Origin of the sequence: Rhizobium sp. P44RR-XXIV, from assembly GCF_001999485.2 — a bacterium.
Lineage (GTDB): Bacteria > Pseudomonadota > Alphaproteobacteria > Rhizobiales > Rhizobiaceae > Rhizobium.
The window spans coordinates 464,766-484,379 of record NZ_MPVZ02000025.1; the positions used below are offsets into that span (position 1 = coordinate 464,766).

Here is a 19,614-nt window from a genome sequence, read left to right on the forward strand (position 1 = left end):
GGCGTCCAAATCGAGCGCCTTCAGCCGCACCATGAGATCAGGCAGCCGCGGTCAACCGCTCACCGGCGATGCGATAGGAGATGGCTTCCGCCAGATGGATGCGCCCGACGGTCGGCTTGTCGTCGAGATCGGCGAGCGTGCGCGCCACCTTGAGGATGCGGTGATAGCCACGGGCCGAGAACTTCATCTTCTCCGCCGCATCCCGCAACAATTGCAGGCCGGCAGCATCCGGCTCGGCGATGGTTTCGATCATCGAGGTTGAGCAGCGGGCATTGGTGAGAATGCCCTTCATGCCGGCCGTTTCGAAACGCTCGCGCTGCCGCTCCCGGGCGCGGGCGACACGCAGTGCCACATCGGCGCTCCTTTCCGCCGCTGCCGGCCGGATAAGATCGGCGGCGGAAACGGCCGGTACGTCGATGCGGATATCGATGCGATCGAGCAGCGGGCCGGAAATGCGCCCCTGATAATCGCTGACACAACGCGGGCCTCGGGCGCAGGTATGCCCCGGCTCGCCGGCCATGCCGCATCGGCAGGGATTCATCGCCGCGATCAACTGGATGCCGGCGGGGTAGGAAACCCTGTGGTTCGCGCGGGCGATGACGCATTCGCCGGTTTCCAGCGGCTGGCGCAGCGCATCCAGCGCCTGCGGCGAAAACTCCGGCAGTTCGTCAAGAAATAGAATGCCGTGATGGGCAAGCGAGACCTCGCCGGGCCGGGCACGCAGACCGCCGCCAACGAGCGCCGCCATGGTGGCGGAGTGGTGCGGCGCACGGTAGGGCCGTCGATCGGAGAGCTTGCCGCCCGAAAGCTGGCCGGCAACGGAGTGGATCATCGATACTTCGAGCAGCTCCGATGTCGATAGCGGCGGCAATATCGACGGCAGGCGCGAGGCCAGCATCGACTTGCCGGAACCGGGCGGCCCGACGAAGAGCAGATTATGGCCGCCAGCCGCTGCCACTTCCAATGCCCGCTTGGCACTCTCTTGCCCCTTGATATCGGCAAGGTCTGGCAGGTTGGCGGCGGTGGCCCGCACTGCTGGCTCCGGGCGTGACAACACCTGGGTGCCGCGAAAATGGTTGGCGAGAGCGATCAGGCTGCGTGGCGCGAGAATATCGATTTCCTTGCCCGCCCAGGCGGCTTCCGGCCCGCTCTCGAACGGGCAAATCAGCCCCTTGCCCATGGCATTGGCGGCGATGGCAGCCGGTAGGGCGCCCGCAACGGGTGCAATCGTGCCGTCGAGATTGAGTTCGCCGATAACGGTGTAGGAAGACAAGGCGTCAGCCGGGATGGCGCCGAGCGCCGCCATCAGGCCAAGCGCGATCGCAAGATCGAAATGGCTGCCTTCCTTCGGCAGGTCCGCCGGTGCGAGATTGACCGTGACTTTCTTCGGCGGCAGGGCGAGGCCGGAAGCGTGAAGTGCCGCCTGCACCCGCTCTCGACTTTCAGCGACGGCCTTGTCCGGCAGGCCGACGATGTGCATCAGCACCTTGCCGGGCGCGATCATCACCTGAACTTCGACGGGCACGCCTTCGATACCCTGAAACGCAACCGTACTGACGCGCGCCACCATGCCTTGCCCTCGCCCAACTCGCTTGCCGCTATTAATTCTTCACCGCAGACCATGGGTTGCAACGTGGCAGAAAAAATGAAATGAAACAAGAACAATAAAAGAACAAAGGGGCGGTTTTTACAATTGGGGGAAAATTATGAGACTTGCGATATCGCTATCCCTTCTGATGGCCGTCCTTCTCGGCGGCTGCCAGTCCATCGATGGCGGGGATAATCTGGAAAAGGGCATTCCCTATTCGTTGAGCGCCAAGGAAACGGCTGCGGTGGAAAAGGGTTTGCGCGAGCAGCTTCCTTACGAGGGCCTTCTGCTTTTCGGGCCTATGGCGGCTTCCAAGAACAGCAAGGGCCATGTCAGCGTCTGCGGCACGATCACCGCCATGGGTGGCTATGGCGGCGTGGTAAACAAGCGGCCTTACGTCGGCATGATGGTCAACGTGAAGCCGCTTTTCGGCTTCGTGCCGATCGTCATCGCGGATGACAGCTCGACCGAGCAGTCAGCGGTGATCCTGACCTGCCGCCGCATGGGCATAGCGATATAATTCGTGTTGCGGCGAGAGCAAACGACCTCTCACCGATCCCCGGCGAAAACAGCCATCACGCCCGCTTGGATTCGATCGCATCCCAGAGCAGGCTGGCGATGTCGGCACCGCCGAAGCGCTTCACTTCGCGGATGCCGGTCGGCGACGTGACGTTGATCTCGGTCATGTAGTCGCCGATGACATCAATGCCGACGAGAAGGAAGCCGCGGGCCTTCAGAGCCGGGCCGATGCGGGCGCAGATTTCCTGCTCGCGCGCCGTCAGCTCGGTGGCTTCGGCGCGGCCGCCGACATGCATGTTGGAGCGGGCATCATGCTCGGCCGGCACGCGGTTGATCGCGCCAACAGCCTGGCCATCGACGAGGATGATGCGCTTGTCGCCCTTGCGCACGTCAGGCAGGTATTGCTGGGCGATGAAGGGCTCGCGGAAGAGCTGGCCGAACATTTCCAGCAGAGACGAGAGGTTGCGGTCGTCACGCGTCGAATGGAAGACGCCGGCGCCGCCATTGCCATAGAGCGGCTTCAGAATGATATCGCCCATCTCCTCGCGAAAGCGGCGGATCTCGCCGGCATCGCGGGTGATCAGCGTCTTCGGCATCAGATCGGCGAATTCGGTGACGAAGATCTTTTCCGGCGAGTTGCGCACCCAGGCCGGATCGTTGACAACGAGAGTCTTCGGATGGATGCGCTCCAAGAGATGTGTCGAGGTGATATAGGCCATGTCGAAGGGGGGATCCTGGCGCAGCAACACCACATCCATGGTCGAAAGGTCGACACGCTCGGGCTCGCCGAGCTCGAAGTGGTCACCCTTGACATCGCGCAGGATCATCGGCTCGACGGAGGCATAGACCTCGCCGTCGCGCATGCTCAGCCGCTCGGGCGTGTAGTGAAAGAGTTTGTAGCCGCGGTTCTGGGCCTCGAGGCTCATGGCGAAGGTCGAGTCGCCCGCAATGTTGATGCCCCGGACATGGTCCATCTGGACCGCGACATTCTTAATCTTCGCCATAGTCAGCCCTCGCTCGAATTCGCCGACAGATGTAGGTCGGCCCGCCTTCAAACGCAACGGCTATTCAAGGGCTTCAGGCAAAGCTCGCCGCACTCAGGCGGCGAGACCCTGGGTGCCGCCGCCCTGCCTGACGAGATCACGCAGGCGATAGGCCATGGTCAAAGGCTTCGGGAACGGCTTGCGCAAAAAGGCGACCTTGCGCAGATAGCGATCGATGCGCCATGTCGCCCAGGTGCCGCCTGCGAAATAGGCGACATCTCCTGCGGTCAGCGTGCGTTCGACGCCATCTTCCGTGGTGATATGCACCTCGCCTTCGAGGATCATTACCGTTTCGTCCCAGCCGAAATACCAGCGGAACTCGCCTGCTGTGCAATCCCACAGCGCCGTCAGCGCGGCGTCATCCTGTCCGCGAGAATGCTCGGCGATGCGGGCCACAGGTTCACCCGCCAGTATCCACGACGGCTCGATCGGCGATGGCTTCATTTCCATCGCGCCCGCGGCATCGGCGACGAAATTCTTCGATGGCGGCATCGCCACGACAACAGGCACCGCACGCGCGGCAAAGGCCGCCATGCTCGCCAACATCAATTTCAAGACCATGCAATCCCCCAATTCCATGCGCGTCTAAGACTTCTTCGCATGAAAGAGGTAACGGCGAGGTTCAGGAAAAACTTCGCATTTTAACGGTTGCAGCGATCAGGCCGAGAAACCTTCGATTGTGCAAACAATCATGTCGTGATCGGACAGCGGCTTGCCCTCTTCATTGAGGGAGGAAACAAGGTGGCTTTCGCTGATTTTCAGACCACGGCTCAGAAACCAATCGAGCTTCATGGCGCGATCGGGGAAGCGAGTGATCAGGCTCGGGCGTGTGCTCGTCTGATCGAGCGGGCCGCCATGGCATTCGAAGCCACGGCTTTCCGCCATGGCAAACAGCGTGTCGGTCGAGAAATCGCCGCCGGTGTGATTGCCGGTGTTGAGATCGCCGCCGATCAGGATCGGAAGGCCGAGCGCAAAGGCTTCGACGGCATCGATCAGCGCCGCCGTCTGCCGCTCGCGGTATGCAGCAGTTGCGACACTTTCGAGATGGACCGACACGGCAACGAAAGGCCCGGCTTCGGTTTCGACGATAGCGCCGACAGCGCAGCGATCGCCGATACGCGGCTGCTCGTTGCTGTCATTGAACCACACGGCTTCGCCGGGAAGACGGAACAGGAAAGCATCCTTCAAGGCGACCAAGGCCATCAGGGCGTTGCCGTGAAAGCCCTTCTCGTTGAAATCGTCGCGGCAGTAGGAACGCTCGATTTCCGAGCCGAGGCTCAGTTCCAGGAACTCGACGCCATAGGCATAGTTCATGCCGAGTTCGCCGGCGACGACGGCCGTGGGATCACGTTGCTCGGTGCGGGCCATGCCATCATCCATCTCGGAAAGCAGGACCAGCGGCGCTCCTGTTGCCCGCAGCTTTGCCGCAGTCTCCTCAGGGAACAGGCAGCGCTCGAGGTTCCAGGCCGCAACGGTGAAGGGGAAGGACAGGGCCGCGGCCTTGGCTTCAGCACCACCGACCCGCACCGTGTTCATGCAGGCAAGCGATGCCAGGATAGAGGCATGAACGGCAGGAGATTTCTCCAGCGAGATAAAGCTCTTGCGCTCCTCCTGCGAGGGAACGGTGGAGGCGGAAACGGTGCTGCGGATCATGATGAAGCCTGTCGAAACGAGATGGGAAGCGCCGGGGGGATTGCGAGCGCATATCGGCCCGGCAATAGGCTGATTTTGTGACGTTTCTGTAACGCCGGCCTCAAAACGCATCCGGAAAATGCTGCGGCCAACGCCCGGGCAGCATGGCGACGATATCGTAGCGCTGCGACAGACGGGCAAAATCCGGTTGCCGCGCCAGCCACAGGTCGCTGGCGGCGCGGATGCGCTTCTGCGAAGCAAAGGAAACCGCATCGATCGCCTCTTGCGCCCCCCGCCTCGATTTGACCTCGACGAAGACGGCAAGATCCCCCTTGCGGGCAACGATATCGATCTCACCGAGCTTGGTGCGGTGGCGGATGGCCAGGATGCGATAGCCCTTGAGCAGCAGGAAGGCGGCGGCCAGATATTCGGCCACATGGCCACGTCGCCACGCCTTCTGCCGCTTCAGCCTCTCGCCTGTCTCAGCCATGGCGTTCCTTCATGTCGAGCAGTCGCTGATAAAGCTCCTTGCGTGGCAGGCCGGTCAGGCGAGCGGCTTCCGCTGCGGCCTTTGCCGTCGGCATCGTGCCCGCGAGGTCGGCAAGAATGGCGTCGATATCAGCTTCGGCTGTCACGCTTTCGGCCGGCGGCCCGACGAGCCAGACAATCTCACCCTTGACGTTATCGACCTCCCTATAAAAGGCGGCGAGTTCGGCGAGCGTGCCGCGGCGGAATTCCTCGAAGGTCTTGGTGAGCTCCCGGCAGACGGCGGCAGGGCGTTCGGCTCCGAGCACATCGGCGGCGGAGGCAAGCGTAGCGGCGATGCGATGCGGCGATTCAAAGAAAATGAGGGTCGCCGGAATGCCGGCAAGTTCCGCCAGCCGGTCCCGCTTGCCCTTGTCCTTGGCCGGCAGGAAACCGGCAAAGAAGAAGGCGTCGTTGGGAAGGCCAGAGCCGACGAGGGCGGCAAGCGGCGCCGAAGCGCCGGGAATGGGAACGACCTTGTAGCCAGCCTCGATCGCCTGCACCGCCAGCCGATAGCCGGGGTCGGAGACCAACGGCGTGCCGGCATCGGAGACCAGCGCCACCGAACGGCCGCCCTCCAGCGCCTGCAGCAGACGGGGGCCGGCCTCATCGGCATTGTACTCATGATAGGCATAGGGCCTGTTCTGGATACCATAGCGATCAAGCAGGACGCGGGTAACGCGGGTGTCCTCGCAGGCCAGAACGTCGGCGCCTGCCAATGTCTCCAATGCCCTCAGCGTGATATCGCCGAGATTGCCGATGGGGGTGGCCACGAGATAGAGCGCCGGTTCGAGGGGACGGGCCGGAATGTTGCTGTTGTGCAGGCGGAAACTGCGTGTCCCGCCGCCTGATTGGTCTTCGTTCATGCCTGTCCTGAATTCGCTTCGGATTCACAGCCTTTATGGGCGAGGCGCGGGCTGACGACAAGAGCGGTGCAATTCCTGTGGAGCATTGTCGACGAAATGTCGAATTGGCGCTTGGCAATTGGTCCATGCCTCTTGCATTCGGATGGAGAAGTCTGCCAAGTTGCCTGTCCAATCTTTCGGGCCTCGTCCGAAAACATGTCGCTCGGGCGCCTCGGGCTGCCCGGCAAGTCACGGTCGAAAGCGGTAGCATCCATGCGTATTACAATTGAGCGGTCGAACCTCCTGAAGTCGCTGAACCACGTCCATCGCGTGGTCGAGCGTCGCAACACGATCCCGATCCTGTCGAACGTGTTGCTGAAAGCCGATGGCACGAGCCTCGACATGAAGGCGACCGACCTCGATCTCGAAATCACCGAGGCAACGCCCGCCAATGTCGAGCAGGCCGGCGCCACCACCGTTCCCGCGCATCTGCTCTACGACATCGTGCGCAAGCTCTCGGACGGGTCGGAAGTGCTTCTGGCCACCAATCCCGATGGCAGCTCGATGACTGTTGCTTCTGGCCGCTCTAAATTCTCGCTGCAATGCCTGCCGGAATCGGATTTTCCCGATCTGACCGCCGGCAGCTTCAGCCACTCCTTCAAGCTGAAGGCTGCGGATCTGAAGATGCTGATCGACCGCACGCAGTTTGCAATCTCCACCGAGGAGACGCGCTATTACCTCAACGGCATCTTCTTCCACACGATCGAAAGCGACGGCGACCTGAAACTTCGGGCCGTTGCAACCGATGGCCACCGCCTTGCCCGCGCCGATGTCACGGCGCCCTCGGGCTCCGAAGGCATGCCCGGCATCATCATCCCGCGCAAGACGGTTGGCGAGCTGCAGAAGCTGGTGGATTCGCCGGATACGATCGTCACCGTCGAGGTTTCCGATGCGAAGATCCGCCTGACGATCGGCTCCATCGTCATGACGTCGAAGCTGATCGACGGCACCTTCCCCGACTATCAGCGCGTCATACCCACAAATAACGACAAGGAAATGCGGGTCGATTGCCAGTCCTTCGCCCAGGCCGTCGACCGTGTGTCGACCATTTCCTCGGAACGTGGCCGCGCGGTGAAGCTGGCGCTTTCGGACGGCCAGCTGCTGCTGACGGTCAACAACCCGGATTCGGGAAGTGCCACCGAAGAAGTGGCTGTCGGCTACGAGATGGATGCGATGGAAATCGGCTTCAATGCCAAATACCTGCTCGACATCACCGCGCAGCTTTCGGGTGAATCCGCCATATTCCTGCTTGCCGATGCCGGCTCGCCGACGCTCATTCGCGACACGGCAGGCGACGATGCGCTTTATGTTCTGATGCCGATGCGCGTCTAAAGAAACCAAAGCGCCCTTTCATGCGTTTCTCCGACGCAAAGGGCGCTTTTCTTTTGTCCTTTGTGGATTGCGACATTTTCTCTTGTTATTGCGCCATCGCATTGCAAGATTCGCTGTGAGCGATATGTAAGTCGTAACCGAAACATACTGGTGGGGGAGAGCATGGCGCTGCGTCTCAAGGAACGGCTGGGCAAGAAATTCGACGAGGAAATCCGTTTCTTCAAGGGCATGATGCAAGGGCCGAAGACTGTCGGCTCGATCGCCCCGACGTCGTCGATCACGGCCCGCAAGATGGCGAGCGTCATCGACATCCAATCCGGCTTGCCCGTACTGGAGCTCGGACCGGGCACAGGCGCGATCACCAAGGCGATCCTTGCGCGCGGCGTAGAGCCGCAGAACCTCGTCGCCATCGAATATTCCACCGATTTCTATAATCACCTCGGCAAGCTCTATCCCGGCGTCCACTTCATCAATGGTGACGCCTTCGATCTCGACACGACGCTCGGCGTGCTACGCGGCCAAACTTTCGATTCCGTCGTGTCCGGCATCCCTCTCCTCAATTTCCCGATGAAGGCGCGCGTGGCGCTGCTGGAAAGCCTGTTGGACCGCATGCCGGCCGGCCGGCCCGTGATACAGATCTCCTACGGGCCGGTGTCGCCGATCATCGCGCGGCCGGATCGCTACCATATCCGCCACTTCGACTTCATCGTCCGCAATATTCCGCCGGCCCAGCTCTGGGTCTATAGCCGCGGCTGAGGCAATCAATCCATGTACGCTCTTTATATCACGCACCCGCAGGTGCGCATCGACCCGGATGTTCCGGTGCCGCAATGGGGACTTTCAGAAATTGGCGCGGCAAGAGCGCGACTGGCGGCAACCCATCCATGGGCGCAGACGCTTGGCCTGATCGTCTCCAGCGGCGAGCGCAAGGCGATAGAAACAGCGGAAATTCTCGCGGCAGCGAGCGGTGCGACGGTCGAAATCGTCGAGGCCACGCACGAAAACGACCGCAGCGCCACCGGCTTCCTGGCTCCGCCGGAATTCGAGAAGGCGGCGGACTGGTTCTTTGCGCACCCGAATGAGAGCTTCAAGGGCTGGGAACGCGCCATCGACGCGCAAACAAGGATCGTCTCCAATGTCGAGGCCGTTCTTTCGCGGCACGATCCGAAAATGCCGATCGCCTTCGTCGGGCATGGCGGCGTCGGCACGCTGCTGAAATGCCACCTGGAGGGAAAACCGATCGCGCGCCAAGGCGATCAGCCGCCCGGCGGCGGCAATCTTTTCTGTTTCGATCTTGCGAAGCGCGCCGTCTCATGCGACTGGACACCCATGGAAGACTGGATGGGATGGGCTTGATATGACCGCACGCGACCGCTTGATCGTTGGACTGGATGTTCCAAACCTTCAGGAGGCCGAAAAAGTGGTCGGCGCCCTCGGCGACGATATCCTTTATTACAAGATCGGCTATCAGCTCGCCTTTGCCGGCGGCCTGGAATTTGCCCGCGACCTTGCCGCTGATGGCAAGAAGATCTTCCTCGACATGAAGCTGCTCGACATCGACAACACGGTCGCCTCCGGCGTCGAGAACATCGTCAAGATGGGCATGTCGATGCTGACGCTGCACGCCTATCCGAAGGCGATGAAGGCGGCGGTCGCCGCGGCCAAGGGATCGGATCTCTGCCTGCTCGGCGTCACCGTGCTGACCTCGATGGACGAAGAGGACCTGATCTCCGCCGGCTATGAATACGATCCGCATACGCTGGTGCTGCGCCGCGCCGAACAGGCGCATCTCGCCGGCATGGGCGGCATCGTCTGCTCGGCGGAGGAATCCTCCGCAGTCCGCAAGATCATCGGGCCTGACATGGCGCTGGTGACCCCCGGCATCCGGCCTGCCGGCAGCGACAAGGGCGACCAGAAGCGCGTGATGACACCGACCGATGCCATCAAGGCCGGTTCGAGCCATCTCGTCGTCGCCAGGCCGATCGTCAAGGCAAGCGACCCGAAGGAGGCGGCACGCGCCATCCTCGCCGAGATCGCCGCCGCACTGTAGATCATTGCAGGAAACAGGGAGGCAGATATGCCAAAGGGATACTGGATTGCGCGCGTCGATGTTCGCGACCTCGAGCGCTACAAGGATTACATTGCCACCGCCAAGCCGGCCTTCGAGAAATACGGCGCGAACTTTCTTGCTCGCGGCGGTGCATTCACCCCGCTTGAGGGGCAGGCCCGAGGCCGCAATGTCGTCATCGAATTTCCGTCGCTGCAACACGCTGTCGATTGCTACAATTCGCCGGAATACCAGCGGCCGCCAAAATCCGCCACGAAGTAGCGGATGCCGAAATGGTCGTCGTCGAGGGGATCTGATCCCTTCGAAATGCGACGCTGCGATGCAGCGTGATAGCACTTCACCTCGGCGTTCGGATCGGCTAAGACGAAACAAGATAAGCCCAATCCAAAGCCTTTCGAGGAGCCTGCCATGACCCTGTCCAACCTCCCGCCGCTCGTTACCGTGTTCGGAGGATCAGGCTTCATCGGGCGGCATGTCGTGCGTGCGCTTGCCAAGCGCGGATATCGCATTCGTGTCGCCGTGCGCCGCCCTGATCTTGCCGGTTTCCTGGTGCCTGCCGGCAATCTCGGCCAGATTTCCATCGTCCAGGCCAATGTGCGTTACCGCAACTCGATCGACCGTGCCGTCGAAGGCGCACAGCATGTCGTCAATTGCGTCGGCATCCTCGCCGAAAGCGGCCGCAACACCTTCGACGCCGTGCAGGAATTTGGCGCCAAGGCTATTGCCGAGGCCGCTCGTGGCGTCGGCGCTTCGCTGACGCATGTTTCCGCTCTCGGCGCCGATGCCAATTCGCCTTCGGCCTATGCCCGCACCAAGGCCCGCGCCGAGGCTGCCATTCTGTCGATCAAGCCTGATGTCGTGATCCTGCGGCCTTCGATCGTCTTCGGGCCGGAAGACGGCTTCTTCAACAAGTTCGCCGACATGTCGCGCACGGCTCCCTTCCTGCCACTGATCGGCGGCGGCAAGACGAAATTCCAGCCCGTCTATGTCGAAGATACCGCAGAGGCAGTTGCACGCGGCGTCGACGGCAAGTTGAAGGCCGGCACGACCTACGAACTCGGCGGCCCGGAAGTGCTTTCCTTCCGCGAATGTCTCGAGACCACGCTCTCCGTCATCAACCGGAAGAAGCCGCTCGTTTCCATCCCATTCGGCGTCGCCTCGCTTATCGGCTCGCTTGCTTCGCTCGTGCCGCTTATCACGCCGCCGATCACTTCCGACCAGGTGACGCTCCTGAAGAGCGACAACGTCGTTTCCAAGCAGGCCGAGGCGGATGGGCGCACGCTGAAGGGTATCGGCCTGCTGCCGACGCTCCTCGTCTCCGTGCTGCCATCCTATCTGGTGCGCTATCGCCCGCAGGGCCAGTTCACCGGTTCCGGCAAAGCCGCCTAACGATTCGCCGCGTCAGTGAAATACAAGCGCCGCCGGGCCTCCCCGAGCGGCGCTTTTTGTTGCCTGTGGAGCACAAAAATAGACTTCGAGACGCGGGCAAGGCTCCTTCGTTCACAGCTCAACGTTGCCTAAAAGACGCAGTCTGGAAATAGTAGCATTAACGTCAAATTTAAGATGAACATTTATTGCTATTGCTCATTTCACTGACTAACAAAGCCGCGCGTCACAAGCTTGGACAATGAACCGGTTCGTGGCGCGCTTCACACTTCTGCGGAAAGGCATTCTTCGATGGGCAAGTCTATCGCGCTTTTGTTTGCGTGCGCGGCACTGGTGATTCTCGCAGGCTCTTTCATGGCCCGCGGCAGCATCGCCTCGGTAAAGGGCGAATGTGCGCCGACCTACGGCGTCGACCCTTGCACGACGGGCTCTATCAACGCTTCTTCCTCGAACTGATCGAGCATGAAAAAGGCCGGTTTTCACCGGCCTTCATTGTATCTGGGATTGCGTCGTCGGACGATCGGTCTCAGCCGAAGTAGAGTGCGATCAGACCGACAGTGCCGACGGCAATGCGCCACCATGCGAAGGGGGCATATCCGCGGCGCGAAACGAAATCCAGCAATACCCGGACGACGAGCAGCGCCGAGATGAAGGCGGTGACGAAACCGATGACGATCAGCAGGCCCTGGTCCATGCTGAGATCATGCCGGCTCTTCCAGAGATCCAGTGCAAAAGCGCCAGCCATGGTGGGCATGGCGAGGAAAAAGGAAAACTCGGCGGCCGAGCGCTTGTCTGCCCCGAGCAGCAGCGCACCGACGATGGTGGAGCCGGAACGCGACGTTCCCGGGATCATCGCCAGGCACTGGAAGAAGCCGATCTTCACTGCCATCGGCCAGGAAAACTCATAGGCACTGGTATATTTGGGCTTGAACTGAATCTTGTCGACGACGAGCAGAACGATGCCACCGAGGATCAGCGAAATGCAGACCACCTTTGGTGAATCAAACAGCACGGTCTTGATGAAGTCATGCGCAAGCGCACCGATGACCGCGGCCGGCAGGAAGCCGAAAAGGACGGCCAACACGAAATGGCGGGCCTTGACGCTCACCGGCAGCGCCTTGGCGATCTGAACGAGCCGGTTGAAATAGACAAGCAGGATGGCGAGAATCGCACCGAGCTGGATGAGAACGTCGAAAGTGGCGGCTTCCTTGAAGCCGAGAAAATGTCCGAGCAATATCAAATGACCGGTGGAGGAGACGGGAATGAACTCCGTAAGCCCCTCCACAAGACCCAAAACCAGCGCGATAATAATTTGTTCAGCCATATCGTGTCCTTTGTCAAACGGCAGGGCGGCCCGATTCGCTTGTGCAAACTAGGCCAAGCTCCTATAGCTTCAACCCATGACAAATGACTAGGGCCGCGCGACCGCGACCCGAAAAACGCCGTAGCACCAATTGGAAACACCTGAGTATCAATGCCGACGCTGTATCACCACCCAATGTCATCTTCATCACGGTTCGTTCGTCTGATCCTGACCGAATATGGCTATCAGACGGAGCTGATAGAGGAGCAGACATGGGAGAAGCGCCGCGATTTCCTGGCGCTCAACCCAGCTGGAACCCTGCCCGTCTATGTCGATGACAGCATGCGGGCTCTCTGTGGCGCGTCTGTCATTTCCGAATATCTCGACGAGACGCACGGGGTCCTGAAGCGGGATCGCCGGCTGCTAGCCGAAGACCCGTTCCAACGCGCCGAAATTCGCCGGCTGACGGAATGGTTCATGCAGAAGATGGAGCAGGACGTAACGCGGCCGCTGACGCGCGAGCGCGTCTTCAAGCTGCAGATGACTGCGGAGCAGGGCGGCGGCGCACCCGATTCCAAGGTGATGCGCATGGCGCGCGGCAATATCCGCCAGCACATGAAGTATCTGTCCTGGCTCGCCGGCTCCCGGCAATGGCTTGCCGGCGAACGGCTGAGCTATGCCGACCTCGCCGCGGCTGCCTCGATTTCCGTGCTCGACTATCTCGGCGAAATCGACTGGACGGAATCTCCGGTCGCCAAGGAATGGTACCAGCGGCTGAAGTCTCGCCCGTCCTTCCGGCCGATCCTGGCGGAGCGCGTGCGCGGGGTCACTCCGGTTTCGCATTACGCCGACCTGGATTTCTAGAGCATTTTCGCTTTCACCGAATCGCGAAAGCGCTCTATCTCTTTGTTTTTACGCATTCCGAACGGAAAACCGCTACGCACTTTTCCTGGAAATGCTCTAACGAGGGCTGGATATGCCCGATGATCGCCAAGCGGAGAAAGCCGACAAGCGACGAAGCGCGCTAACGGTCTTTCTGCGTGAAGAGGCACACGCTCAAGGCTTTGATCTCTGTCGCATCACGCGGCCGGACGCCATTCCCGAAGCCGCAGTCAGGCTCGGCCAGTTTCTGGAGCAGGGCCACCACGGCACCATGAACTGGATGGAGGAGACGCGAGAGCGGCGCGGTGACCCGCGTGTTCTCTGGAGCGAGACCCGCTCCATCGTCGTCTTCGGTCTCAATTATGGTCCCGACGAGGATCCGCGCGGCATCCTGGAGAAGAAGGACAAGGCGGCAATCTCGGTCTATGCCCGGAACCGCGACTATCATGATGTCATCAAGGGGCGGCTGAAAGAGATCGCTACGCGCTTTGCGGCGCGCTCGAAAGAGGACGTCAAGGTCTTCGTCGATACCGCACCGGTTATGGAAAAGCCGTTGGCCGGTGCGGCCGGTCTCGGCTGGCAGGGCAAGCACACCAATCTCGTCAACCGCAGCTTCGGCTCCTGGTTGTTTCTCGGCTCTATGTTCACCACTGCCGACCTTGAGCCGGACCAACCCGAGCCCGACCATTGCGGCTCCTGCCGCGCCTGTCTCGACGCCTGCCCAACCGCCGCCTTCCCAGCGCCCTATCAGCTCGACGCCCGTCGCTGCATTTCCTATCTCACCATCGAGCATAAGGGGCCGATCGATCCGCAGATCCGCCCGATGATCGGCAACCGCATCTATGGCTGCGACGACTGTCTTGCCGCGTGTCCCTGGAACAAGTTCGCAAGCGTCGCCTCGGAGATGAAGCTGGTCGCGCGCGAAGACCTGAAGGAGCCGTCGATCGCCTTTCTGCTCACATTGGACGACGCCGCTTTTCGCACGTTCTTCAGCGGCTCGCCGGTGAAGCGTATCGGTCGTGATCGCTTTATCCGCAATGTACTGATCGCCGCCGGAAATTCGGGCGAATCCAGCCTGATCGGCGCCTGCCAACATCTGGCAAAAGACCCCTCGCCCACCGTGCGTGGCATGGCCGTCTGGGCGCTGTCGCGACTGATGACGGCTGGCGAGTTCCTGATATTTGCGGCAGAAAGAGATGACGAGCCGGACGAAGAGGTTCGCGCGGAATGGAAAATGGCGGGAGTTGCGTGATGCATGTGATGATTTTCGGCTGCGGCTATTCGGGAACGGCCATTGCCAAGGCTTTCGCCGGCCCCGGCATTCGCGTCACCGGCACGACCCGCTCCGCAGACAAGGCGGCATTGTTGGAAAAGGACGGCATCGAGGCCTTCGTTTTCGACGGCGAAACGCTCGACCCGGCTCTAGCTGAGGCGATGACATCCGCAACGCATCTGGTGCAATCGATCTCACCCGGCAAGATTGGTGACCCGCTGCTGCGGCTGGCGCAACTCAATCTGCGCGCATTGATGCCGAAGCTGGAATGGGTCTGCTATCTCTCGACGGTTGGCGTCTATGGCGACCATAAGGGCGCCTGGATCAACGAAGAGACGTCATTGCATCCGATCGCGGCGCGGTCCGTCGAGCGTGTCGAAGCCGAGGATGGCTGGCTGCGCGTCGGCATCAGGCTGAACCTGCCCGTTGCCGTGCTGAGACTCTCCGGCATCTATGGCCCTGGCCGCAACGCTTTCAGCAATCTCGACAAGGGTACGGCACGGCGTCTCATCAAGGCAAACCAGGTTTTCAACCGCATCCGCGTCGAGGATATCGGCAGCTGTGCGCGCTTCCTCTCAGATCGCAAGCTTGGCGGCATATATAATGTCACCGACGATGAGCCCGCACCGCCGCAGGATGTGGTCGCCGAGGCCGCCCGGTTGATGGGCATAGAACCGCCGCCCGAACAGCCTTTCGAGACGGCCGAGCTGACCCCGATGGCACGCTCCTTCTATGGCGAGAACAAGCGGGTCTCGAATGCGAAACTGCGCGCGCTCGGCTTTGCGTTTCGCTACCCCGAATACCGCATGTCGCTTGCCGAACTTTGGTCTTCGGGGCGGTGGCGGGGTTGAAATTTGGTTTTGCAACCAAGTTAAATCGCATGAAAATTCCTACTTGGCCGGCTACCATAGTTCAATTTTCTCCGCATTTAAGGTTAACGACCTCTAAATTGGCTCAAATGGGGCAGCGATTATGGCAAAGCAGCAAAATTATTTTTCCTAATTTCGTGATCTGTTGCACTGCAGCACGCCCGTGAGAATAATCGTTCCATTTTTAACTGATTTTATTAGGTTTTTTCCGTAACTCAGCAAATCCACTGAATAGTCACAGTATTTGATGCGATCCGCAAATGTTACAGACTGTAACATTCCGTGATCGAAAAAGGCACTTTTTCGCCATTTTTGGCCGGATTTAAGCCCCCGCCGCCTACCAAGGCGCAAGTTCAATAGCTTGAGGGAAAACTCGGTTTGACGAAATTCAAACGTTCTTTGGCAATCGCCGCAACTATATCCGCCTCCTTTGCTCTTCTTTCGACTCAGGCAATAGCCTCGACTGGATGTGGAGGCGCTTCATGGTACGGGGGAAGCTCCCGAACTGCTTCCGGGGAACGTATGAGTTCCAAGAACCTTACTGCCGCTCATCGCTCGCTTGCTTTCGGCACGCGTCTGCGGGTCATCAACAAGCACAATGGTCGTAGCGTCGTCGTTCGCATCAACGACCGTGGTCCGTTCATTCGCGGCCGCGTCCTCGATCTCTCCCGCGCCGCTGCGCAGGATATCGGCATGGTTGCCTCCGGCACCGCCAGCGTCTGCTACGAGGTCGTCGCTTCGAAGTAATCGATCGACCTGGCCGGAAGCATAGGGCATTTCGGCACAACGCTTGCTCTCTCCGTCAATCGCGGCTACCACGCGGTTGGGACGTCTTAATAATCCGCCGCCATGTGCATTATTCGTGCGGATTGATGAGGTGTCAGCGATTTTGGTAGAGCGTGACGTTTCCCGGTATACTCAGTCGAGTTTGGGACGGTGCGCAAGCAGGAGAGTGTGAATGCGTCTGGGCGGCCGATTGCAGGGTGCCATCGAGGTTCTTGCCGATATCGAAGCGCGCAAGCGACCGGTGGCCGACGCCCTGAAGGATTGGGGTCTTGCCCATCGTTTTGCCGGCTCCGGCGACCGCGCCGCGATCGGCAACATCGTCTATGACGCGCTGCGCATGCGGCTATCGCATGCCTGGCTGATGGGCGACGACAGCCCTTCGGCGCTTGCTCATGCAGTTCTCTTTCGCCAATGGGGCCTGACACCGGAAGCGCTGGCGGCCGAACTCGATGGCGATAAATTCGCCCCCGAGGCTCCGAGCGCCGAGGCATTGACCGCCTTTGCCGCCCGCAAGCTCGAAGACGCGCCCCGGCATATTCAGGGCGATATCCCCGAATGGGTTGAACCTTCCTTCCAGCTTGCCTTCGGTGATGACTGGCTTTCCGAGGCGCAAGCCCTTTCCGAACGCCCGACGCTCGATCTTCGCGCCAACGCGCTGAAGGCCGACCGTGCCAAGGTGGTGAAGGCGCTCGATCGCGCCGGAGCACAGGCATCGAAGATTGCCCGTTTCGGCATCCGCATTCCCGCCGGTGAAGGCGCGTCCCGCCTGCCGAACGTCACGGCCGAACTTTCCTTCCAGAAGGGTTGGTTCGAAGTGCAGGACGAGGGCTCGCAGATCGTTGCCGATCTCGTTCTGCCCGAAGAAGGCGATCAGGTGCTCGACTATTGCGCCGGCGGCGGCGGTAAGACCCTCGCCATGTCGGCTGCCATGCACAATAAGGGTCAGGTTCACGCCTATGATAGCGACCGGCGGCGGCTGGCGCCGATCATCGAGCGGCTGAAGCGGGCCGGCACCCGTAACGTGCAGGTCCATGACGAACGCAATGCCTTGCTTGCGCTACGCGGCAAGTTCGACAAGGTGCTGGTCGATGCGCCCTGCACCGGCACAGGCACCTGGCGCCGCAGACCTGATACGAAATGGCGGCTGACGCAGAAGAACCTCGACGAGCGCACCAGCCAGCAGCAGGAAGCATTGGCGCAGGCCGGCGAATTCGTCCGGCCCGGCGGCTCGCTGTTCTATGTCACCTGCTCGGTCCTGCCTGAAGAGAACGAGGCGCAGGTCAACCGTTTCGCAGCTCAAAATCCGAGCTTCGAGGTGGTGGAAGCGCTGAGCTCCTGGGAAAAGCTGTTCGGCAAGGACACGCCGCGGCCGCTCTCGTCCGATAGCAAGACCATTACGCTGACACCCGCCTCCACGGATACGGACGGCTTCTTCTTTTGCCGCCTGCAGCGCAAAATCTAAAATGAAATCAGTCTGCCCGCAGCGGATATTGCTGCCGGGGCGGGATGAGATGATGCAGCACGGCAATGGCGATGAGCAGCAGGCCGCCGAGGCCGACCACCGTGAGCAGCATCCATGCCGACAGATGCGACCCCAATGCCACCAGCGGCACGGCGCCGGCTGGCGGATGCGTCACCCTTAAAATGAGCATCGCCGCGATGGCAAGGCCGACGGCGACCGCCGCAGCCCACCAGAGACCCGGCAGAAGCGCCATGGCAAGACTGCCGATCAAGGCAGCCAGCAGATAGCCGCCGAGCACATTGGCCGGCTGCGCCAGCGGGCTCTTCGGCTGGCCGAAGATCAGCACGGCCGTCGCACCGAAAGGCGCAATCAAAAGGGGAATGCCAGTTGCGATCGCCAGGGCACCGACGGCGGTCATGCCGGTCACGGCACCGACACCCGACTTCAGGTGCCCGTGCCAATGGCCCTTCGGCTCATGACGGTGAATGAAATGCTTGAAATGGCGACGCATGAAGGTTCTTCGAGGCCCGACTGAAACTAGTTGCCTGTTTTTTGACCTGTATCTGCCGCTTTTTCAAGCAAATCCATTCCATTCATCCAGTCGGAACCAATAATTTTCTGCCTTAAAATTATTCTAAACTAGAGCGTTTGACACAAGTTTAATTTTCCTACATGACACAAAAGCATAGGTTTCTGACGGTGCCCCCGCCGTCATCAGGAGAGGAACATGAAACTGAAGATCAATTTTGGTGCTGTGCTTGCGGTCGCTTTTGCTACGACTGCCGCATCCGGCCTGCCCGCCCTTGCAGCCGCTCCCGAGCCAGCTGCCGTCCTCAAGCATTACGCCGAAGTGGCACATGCCAAATATCAGGACTCCCTGACGACGGCGCAGACGCTCGACAAGGCAATCAACGCCCTGCTTGCCGACCCGACCGACAAGACGCTGAAGGCAGCCCGCGCGGCTTGGATCAAGGCTCGCGTTCCCTATGCTCAGACGGAAGCCTATCGCTTCGGCAACTCGATCGTCGACGATTGGGAAGGCAAGGTAAATTCCTGGCCGCTGGATGAAGGCCTGATCGACTATGTCGACGCTTCCTATGGCACGGAAAGCGATGAGAACGCGCTCTATGTCGCCAATGTCATCGCCAACAAGACGATCAAGATCAACGGCAAGGATGTCGACGCTTCGCATCTGACGCCGGAATTCCTCTCCGGCACGCTGCATCAGGCTGGCGGTGTCGAAGCCAATGTCGCGACCGGCTACCATGCCATCGAATTCCTGCTCTGGGGCCAGGACCTGCATGGCACCGGACCGGGCGCCGGCGAACGCCCCGCAACCGACTATGACCTCAAGAATTGCACGCATGGCAATTGCGACCGCCGTGCCGAATATCTGAAATCTGCTTCGACGCTGCTTGTTGCCGATCTCAAGGATATGACCGACAAATGGGCGCCGGAAGGCGAAGCCACCAAACACGTCGAAGCCGATCCGAAGGCTGGTCTCACCGCCATCCTCACCGGCATGGGTTCCCTCTCTTACGGCGAACTTGCCGGCGAGCGCATGAAGCTCGGCCTGCTGCTGCACGATCCCGAAGAAGAGCAGGATTGCTTCTCTGACAACACCTACAACGAGCACAATGGCGACGCCATCGGCATCGCGGCTGCCTATACCGGCAACTATACCCGCGTCGACGGCACCAAGCTGAAGGGCCCGTCCCTGCATGATCTGGTGAAGGCCAAGGATCCGGCGCTCGACAAGGAAATGGAAGGCAAGCTTGACACGACGCTTGCAGCCATGAAGGCGCTGGTGCATCGCGGCGAGACGGTCGAGAAGTACGACCAGATGATCGGCGAAGGCAATAAGGAAGGCAACGCGACTGTTCAGAAGGCTATCGACGGCCTGCTCGACCAGACGAAGAGCATCCAGCGCGTCATCGCTTCTCTGGATCTCGGCACGATCAAGCTCGAAGGTTCGGACAGCCTGGACAACCCGAACGCTGTCTTCACCAAGAAGTAATAGGGAATGGCGGCAGCGCTAAAA

At 60.6% G+C, this 19,614-nt stretch carries 21 protein-coding genes and 1 pseudogene; 14 read left to right on the forward strand and 8 right to left on the reverse strand.

Annotation, left to right across the window (positions count from 1 at the left end; all coding sequences use genetic code 11):
* Nucleotides 1–37: 37 nt before the first annotated feature.
* Nucleotides 38–1,570: a YifB family Mg chelatase-like AAA ATPase gene (locus tag BSK43_RS07650; protein WP_077468488.1), complete on the reverse strand. Its 1,533-nt coding sequence runs from the start codon at nucleotides 1,568–1,570 to the stop codon at nucleotides 38–40.
* Between the two features lie 136 nt (nucleotides 1,571–1,706).
* Between BSK43_RS07650 and BSK43_RS07655 the strand changes: the two genes are divergently transcribed.
* Entirely contained in the window at nucleotides 1,707–2,108 is a 402-nt protein-coding gene (locus BSK43_RS07655; protein WP_136686796.1) for a hypothetical protein, read from the forward strand.
* A 55-nt stretch (nucleotides 2,109–2,163) separates the two neighbouring features.
* On the opposite strand, the gene gshB is transcribed toward BSK43_RS07655, so the two are convergent.
* The 5 genes from gshB to rsmI form a co-directional block, all read right to left on the reverse strand.
* Complete coding sequence (gene gshB / locus BSK43_RS07660; RefSeq protein WP_077468486.1) at nucleotides 2,164–3,111, reverse strand: glutathione synthase; 948 nt, start codon at nucleotides 3,109–3,111, stop codon at nucleotides 2,164–2,166.
* 93 nt (nucleotides 3,112–3,204) lie between these two features.
* Entirely contained in the window at nucleotides 3,205–3,711 is a 507-nt protein-coding gene (locus tag BSK43_RS07665) for a cupin domain-containing protein (RefSeq protein ID WP_198929122.1), read from the reverse strand.
* Between the two features lie 96 nt (nucleotides 3,712–3,807).
* Nucleotides 3,808–4,803, reverse strand: coding sequence for an endonuclease/exonuclease/phosphatase family protein (locus BSK43_RS07670; RefSeq protein ID WP_077468733.1), 996 nt, complete (start codon nucleotides 4,801–4,803; stop codon nucleotides 3,808–3,810).
* 100 nt (nucleotides 4,804–4,903) lie between these two features.
* On the reverse strand, nucleotides 4,904–5,272 hold the full coding sequence (locus BSK43_RS07675) for a YraN family protein (protein ID WP_077468485.1): 369 nt from the start codon (nucleotides 5,270–5,272) through the stop codon (nucleotides 4,904–4,906).
* Nucleotides 5,265–6,173: a 16S rRNA (cytidine(1402)-2'-O)-methyltransferase gene (gene rsmI, locus BSK43_RS07680; protein WP_077468484.1), complete on the reverse strand. Its 909-nt coding sequence runs from the start codon at nucleotides 6,171–6,173 to the stop codon at nucleotides 5,265–5,267. Before rsmI ends, BSK43_RS07675 begins: the two co-directional genes overlap by 8 nt.
* A gap of 252 nt (nucleotides 6,174–6,425) precedes the next feature.
* On the opposite strand from rsmI, the gene dnaN reads away from it, so the two are divergent.
* The 7 genes and pseudogenes from dnaN (at nucleotide 6,426) to BSK43_RS35040 (ending at nucleotide 11,454) form a co-directional block, all read left to right on the forward strand.
* A complete protein-coding gene (gene dnaN, locus BSK43_RS07685) occupies nucleotides 6,426–7,544 on the forward strand; it encodes a DNA polymerase III subunit beta (RefSeq protein ID WP_068401129.1) in 1,119 nt (372 codons plus the stop codon).
* Nucleotides 7,545–7,706: 162 nt separating this feature from the next.
* The gene (gene pmtA, locus BSK43_RS07690; RefSeq protein ID WP_068401132.1) at nucleotides 7,707–8,300 is read left to right on the forward strand and encodes a phospholipid N-methyltransferase PmtA; all 594 of its coding nucleotides are present in this window, start codon (nucleotides 7,707–7,709) and stop codon (nucleotides 8,298–8,300) included.
* Between the two features lie 12 nt (nucleotides 8,301–8,312).
* Entirely contained in the window at nucleotides 8,313–8,900 is a 588-nt protein-coding gene (locus tag BSK43_RS07695) for a histidine phosphatase family protein (protein ID WP_077468483.1), read from the forward strand.
* A 1-nt stretch (nucleotide 8,901) separates the two neighbouring features.
* Entirely contained in the window at nucleotides 8,902–9,594 is a 693-nt protein-coding gene (gene pyrF, locus BSK43_RS07700) for an orotidine-5'-phosphate decarboxylase (protein ID WP_077468482.1), read from the forward strand.
* A 27-nt stretch (nucleotides 9,595–9,621) separates the two neighbouring features.
* A pseudogene (locus tag BSK43_RS07705) lies at nucleotides 9,622–9,908 on the forward strand (DUF1330 domain-containing protein).
* Nucleotides 9,909–10,020: 112 nt separating this feature from the next.
* Nucleotides 10,021–11,001, forward strand: coding sequence for a complex I NDUFA9 subunit family protein (locus tag BSK43_RS07710; RefSeq protein ID WP_077468481.1), 981 nt, complete (start codon nucleotides 10,021–10,023; stop codon nucleotides 10,999–11,001).
* A gap of 288 nt (nucleotides 11,002–11,289) precedes the next feature.
* Nucleotides 11,290–11,454: a hypothetical protein gene (locus BSK43_RS35040; protein ID WP_169055372.1), complete on the forward strand. Its 165-nt coding sequence runs from the start codon at nucleotides 11,290–11,292 to the stop codon at nucleotides 11,452–11,454.
* Nucleotides 11,455–11,524: 70 nt separating this feature from the next.
* On the opposite strand, the gene BSK43_RS07715 is transcribed toward BSK43_RS35040, so the two are convergent.
* The gene (locus BSK43_RS07715) at nucleotides 11,525–12,322 is read right to left on the reverse strand and encodes an undecaprenyl-diphosphate phosphatase (RefSeq protein WP_077468480.1); all 798 of its coding nucleotides are present in this window, start codon (nucleotides 12,320–12,322) and stop codon (nucleotides 11,525–11,527) included.
* A 150-nt stretch (nucleotides 12,323–12,472) separates the two neighbouring features.
* Here BSK43_RS07715 and BSK43_RS07720 point away from each other — a divergent pair, with 150 nt between their 5' ends.
* From BSK43_RS07720 to BSK43_RS07740, 5 genes are all read left to right on the forward strand, one after another.
* Nucleotides 12,473–13,165 (forward strand): glutathione S-transferase family protein, encoded by a 693-nt coding sequence (locus BSK43_RS07720; protein WP_077468479.1) that lies wholly within the window; start codon nucleotides 12,473–12,475, stop codon nucleotides 13,163–13,165.
* A 112-nt stretch (nucleotides 13,166–13,277) separates the two neighbouring features.
* Nucleotides 13,278–14,435, forward strand: coding sequence for a tRNA epoxyqueuosine(34) reductase QueG (gene queG / locus BSK43_RS07725; protein WP_077468478.1), 1,158 nt, complete (start codon nucleotides 13,278–13,280; stop codon nucleotides 14,433–14,435).
* On the forward strand, nucleotides 14,435–15,307 hold the full coding sequence (locus tag BSK43_RS07730; RefSeq protein WP_077468477.1) for an SDR family oxidoreductase: 873 nt from the start codon (nucleotides 14,435–14,437) through the stop codon (nucleotides 15,305–15,307). Before queG ends, BSK43_RS07730 begins: the two co-directional genes overlap by 1 nt.
* Before the next feature lie 396 nt (nucleotides 15,308–15,703).
* Complete coding sequence (locus tag BSK43_RS07735; RefSeq protein WP_077468476.1) at nucleotides 15,704–16,072, forward strand: septal ring lytic transglycosylase RlpA family protein; 369 nt, start codon at nucleotides 15,704–15,706, stop codon at nucleotides 16,070–16,072.
* A gap of 211 nt (nucleotides 16,073–16,283) precedes the next feature.
* Nucleotides 16,284–17,573, forward strand: coding sequence for an RsmB/NOP family class I SAM-dependent RNA methyltransferase (locus BSK43_RS07740; protein WP_077468475.1), 1,290 nt, complete (start codon nucleotides 16,284–16,286; stop codon nucleotides 17,571–17,573).
* 7 nt (nucleotides 17,574–17,580) lie between these two features.
* Here the strand turns inward: BSK43_RS07740 and BSK43_RS07745 are convergent, their stop codons facing one another.
* The gene (locus tag BSK43_RS07745; protein WP_077468474.1) at nucleotides 17,581–18,084 is read right to left on the reverse strand and encodes an HPP family protein; all 504 of its coding nucleotides are present in this window, start codon (nucleotides 18,082–18,084) and stop codon (nucleotides 17,581–17,583) included.
* A 216-nt stretch (nucleotides 18,085–18,300) separates the two neighbouring features.
* Here BSK43_RS07745 and BSK43_RS07750 point away from each other — a divergent pair, with 216 nt between their 5' ends.
* Nucleotides 18,301–19,590, forward strand: a complete 1,290-nt coding sequence (locus tag BSK43_RS07750) for an imelysin family protein (protein ID WP_077468473.1) — start codon at nucleotides 18,301–18,303, stop codon at nucleotides 19,588–19,590.
* Nucleotides 19,591–19,614: the final 24 nt, after the last annotated feature.

What these genes read in the sequence shown, in the direction of transcription:
- BSK43_RS07650 (WP_077468488.1), bottom strand. Translation starts at nt 1,570, where the DNA reads ATGGTGGCGCGCGTCAGTACGGTTGCGTTTCAGGGTATCGAAGGCGTG.
- BSK43_RS07655 (WP_136686796.1), top strand. Translation starts at nt 1,707, where the DNA reads ATGAGACTTGCGATATCGCTATCCCTTCTGATGGCCGTCCTTCTCGGC.
- gshB (WP_077468486.1), bottom strand. Translation starts at nt 3,111, where the DNA reads ATGGCGAAGATTAAGAATGTCGCGGTCCAGATGGACCATGTCCGGGGC.
- BSK43_RS07665 (WP_198929122.1), bottom strand. Translation starts at nt 3,711, where the DNA reads ATGGTCTTGAAATTGATGTTGGCGAGCATGGCGGCCTTTGCCGCGCGT.
- BSK43_RS07670 (WP_077468733.1), bottom strand. Translation starts at nt 4,803, where the DNA reads ATGATCCGCAGCACCGTTTCCGCCTCCACCGTTCCCTCGCAGGAGGAG.
- BSK43_RS07675 (WP_077468485.1), bottom strand. Translation starts at nt 5,272, where the DNA reads ATGGCTGAGACAGGCGAGAGGCTGAAGCGGCAGAAGGCGTGGCGACGT.
- rsmI (WP_077468484.1), bottom strand. Translation starts at nt 6,173, where the DNA reads ATGAACGAAGACCAATCAGGCGGCGGGACACGCAGTTTCCGCCTGCAC.
- dnaN (WP_068401129.1), top strand. Translation starts at nt 6,426, where the DNA reads ATGCGTATTACAATTGAGCGGTCGAACCTCCTGAAGTCGCTGAACCAC.
- pmtA (WP_068401132.1), top strand. Translation starts at nt 7,707, where the DNA reads ATGGCGCTGCGTCTCAAGGAACGGCTGGGCAAGAAATTCGACGAGGAA.
- BSK43_RS07695 (WP_077468483.1), top strand. Translation starts at nt 8,313, where the DNA reads ATGTACGCTCTTTATATCACGCACCCGCAGGTGCGCATCGACCCGGAT.
- pyrF (WP_077468482.1), top strand. Translation starts at nt 8,902, where the DNA reads ATGACCGCACGCGACCGCTTGATCGTTGGACTGGATGTTCCAAACCTT.
- BSK43_RS07710 (WP_077468481.1), top strand. Translation starts at nt 10,021, where the DNA reads ATGACCCTGTCCAACCTCCCGCCGCTCGTTACCGTGTTCGGAGGATCA.
- BSK43_RS35040 (WP_169055372.1), top strand. Translation starts at nt 11,290, where the DNA reads ATGGGCAAGTCTATCGCGCTTTTGTTTGCGTGCGCGGCACTGGTGATT.
- BSK43_RS07715 (WP_077468480.1), bottom strand. Translation starts at nt 12,322, where the DNA reads ATGGCTGAACAAATTATTATCGCGCTGGTTTTGGGTCTTGTGGAGGGG.
- BSK43_RS07720 (WP_077468479.1), top strand. Translation starts at nt 12,473, where the DNA reads ATGCCGACGCTGTATCACCACCCAATGTCATCTTCATCACGGTTCGTT.
- queG (WP_077468478.1), top strand. Translation starts at nt 13,278, where the DNA reads ATGCCCGATGATCGCCAAGCGGAGAAAGCCGACAAGCGACGAAGCGCG.
- BSK43_RS07730 (WP_077468477.1), top strand. Translation starts at nt 14,435, where the DNA reads ATGCATGTGATGATTTTCGGCTGCGGCTATTCGGGAACGGCCATTGCC.
- BSK43_RS07740 (WP_077468475.1), top strand. Translation starts at nt 16,284, where the DNA reads ATGCGTCTGGGCGGCCGATTGCAGGGTGCCATCGAGGTTCTTGCCGAT.
- BSK43_RS07745 (WP_077468474.1), bottom strand. Translation starts at nt 18,084, where the DNA reads ATGCGTCGCCATTTCAAGCATTTCATTCACCGTCATGAGCCGAAGGGC.
- BSK43_RS07750 (WP_077468473.1), top strand. Translation starts at nt 18,301, where the DNA reads ATGAAACTGAAGATCAATTTTGGTGCTGTGCTTGCGGTCGCTTTTGCT.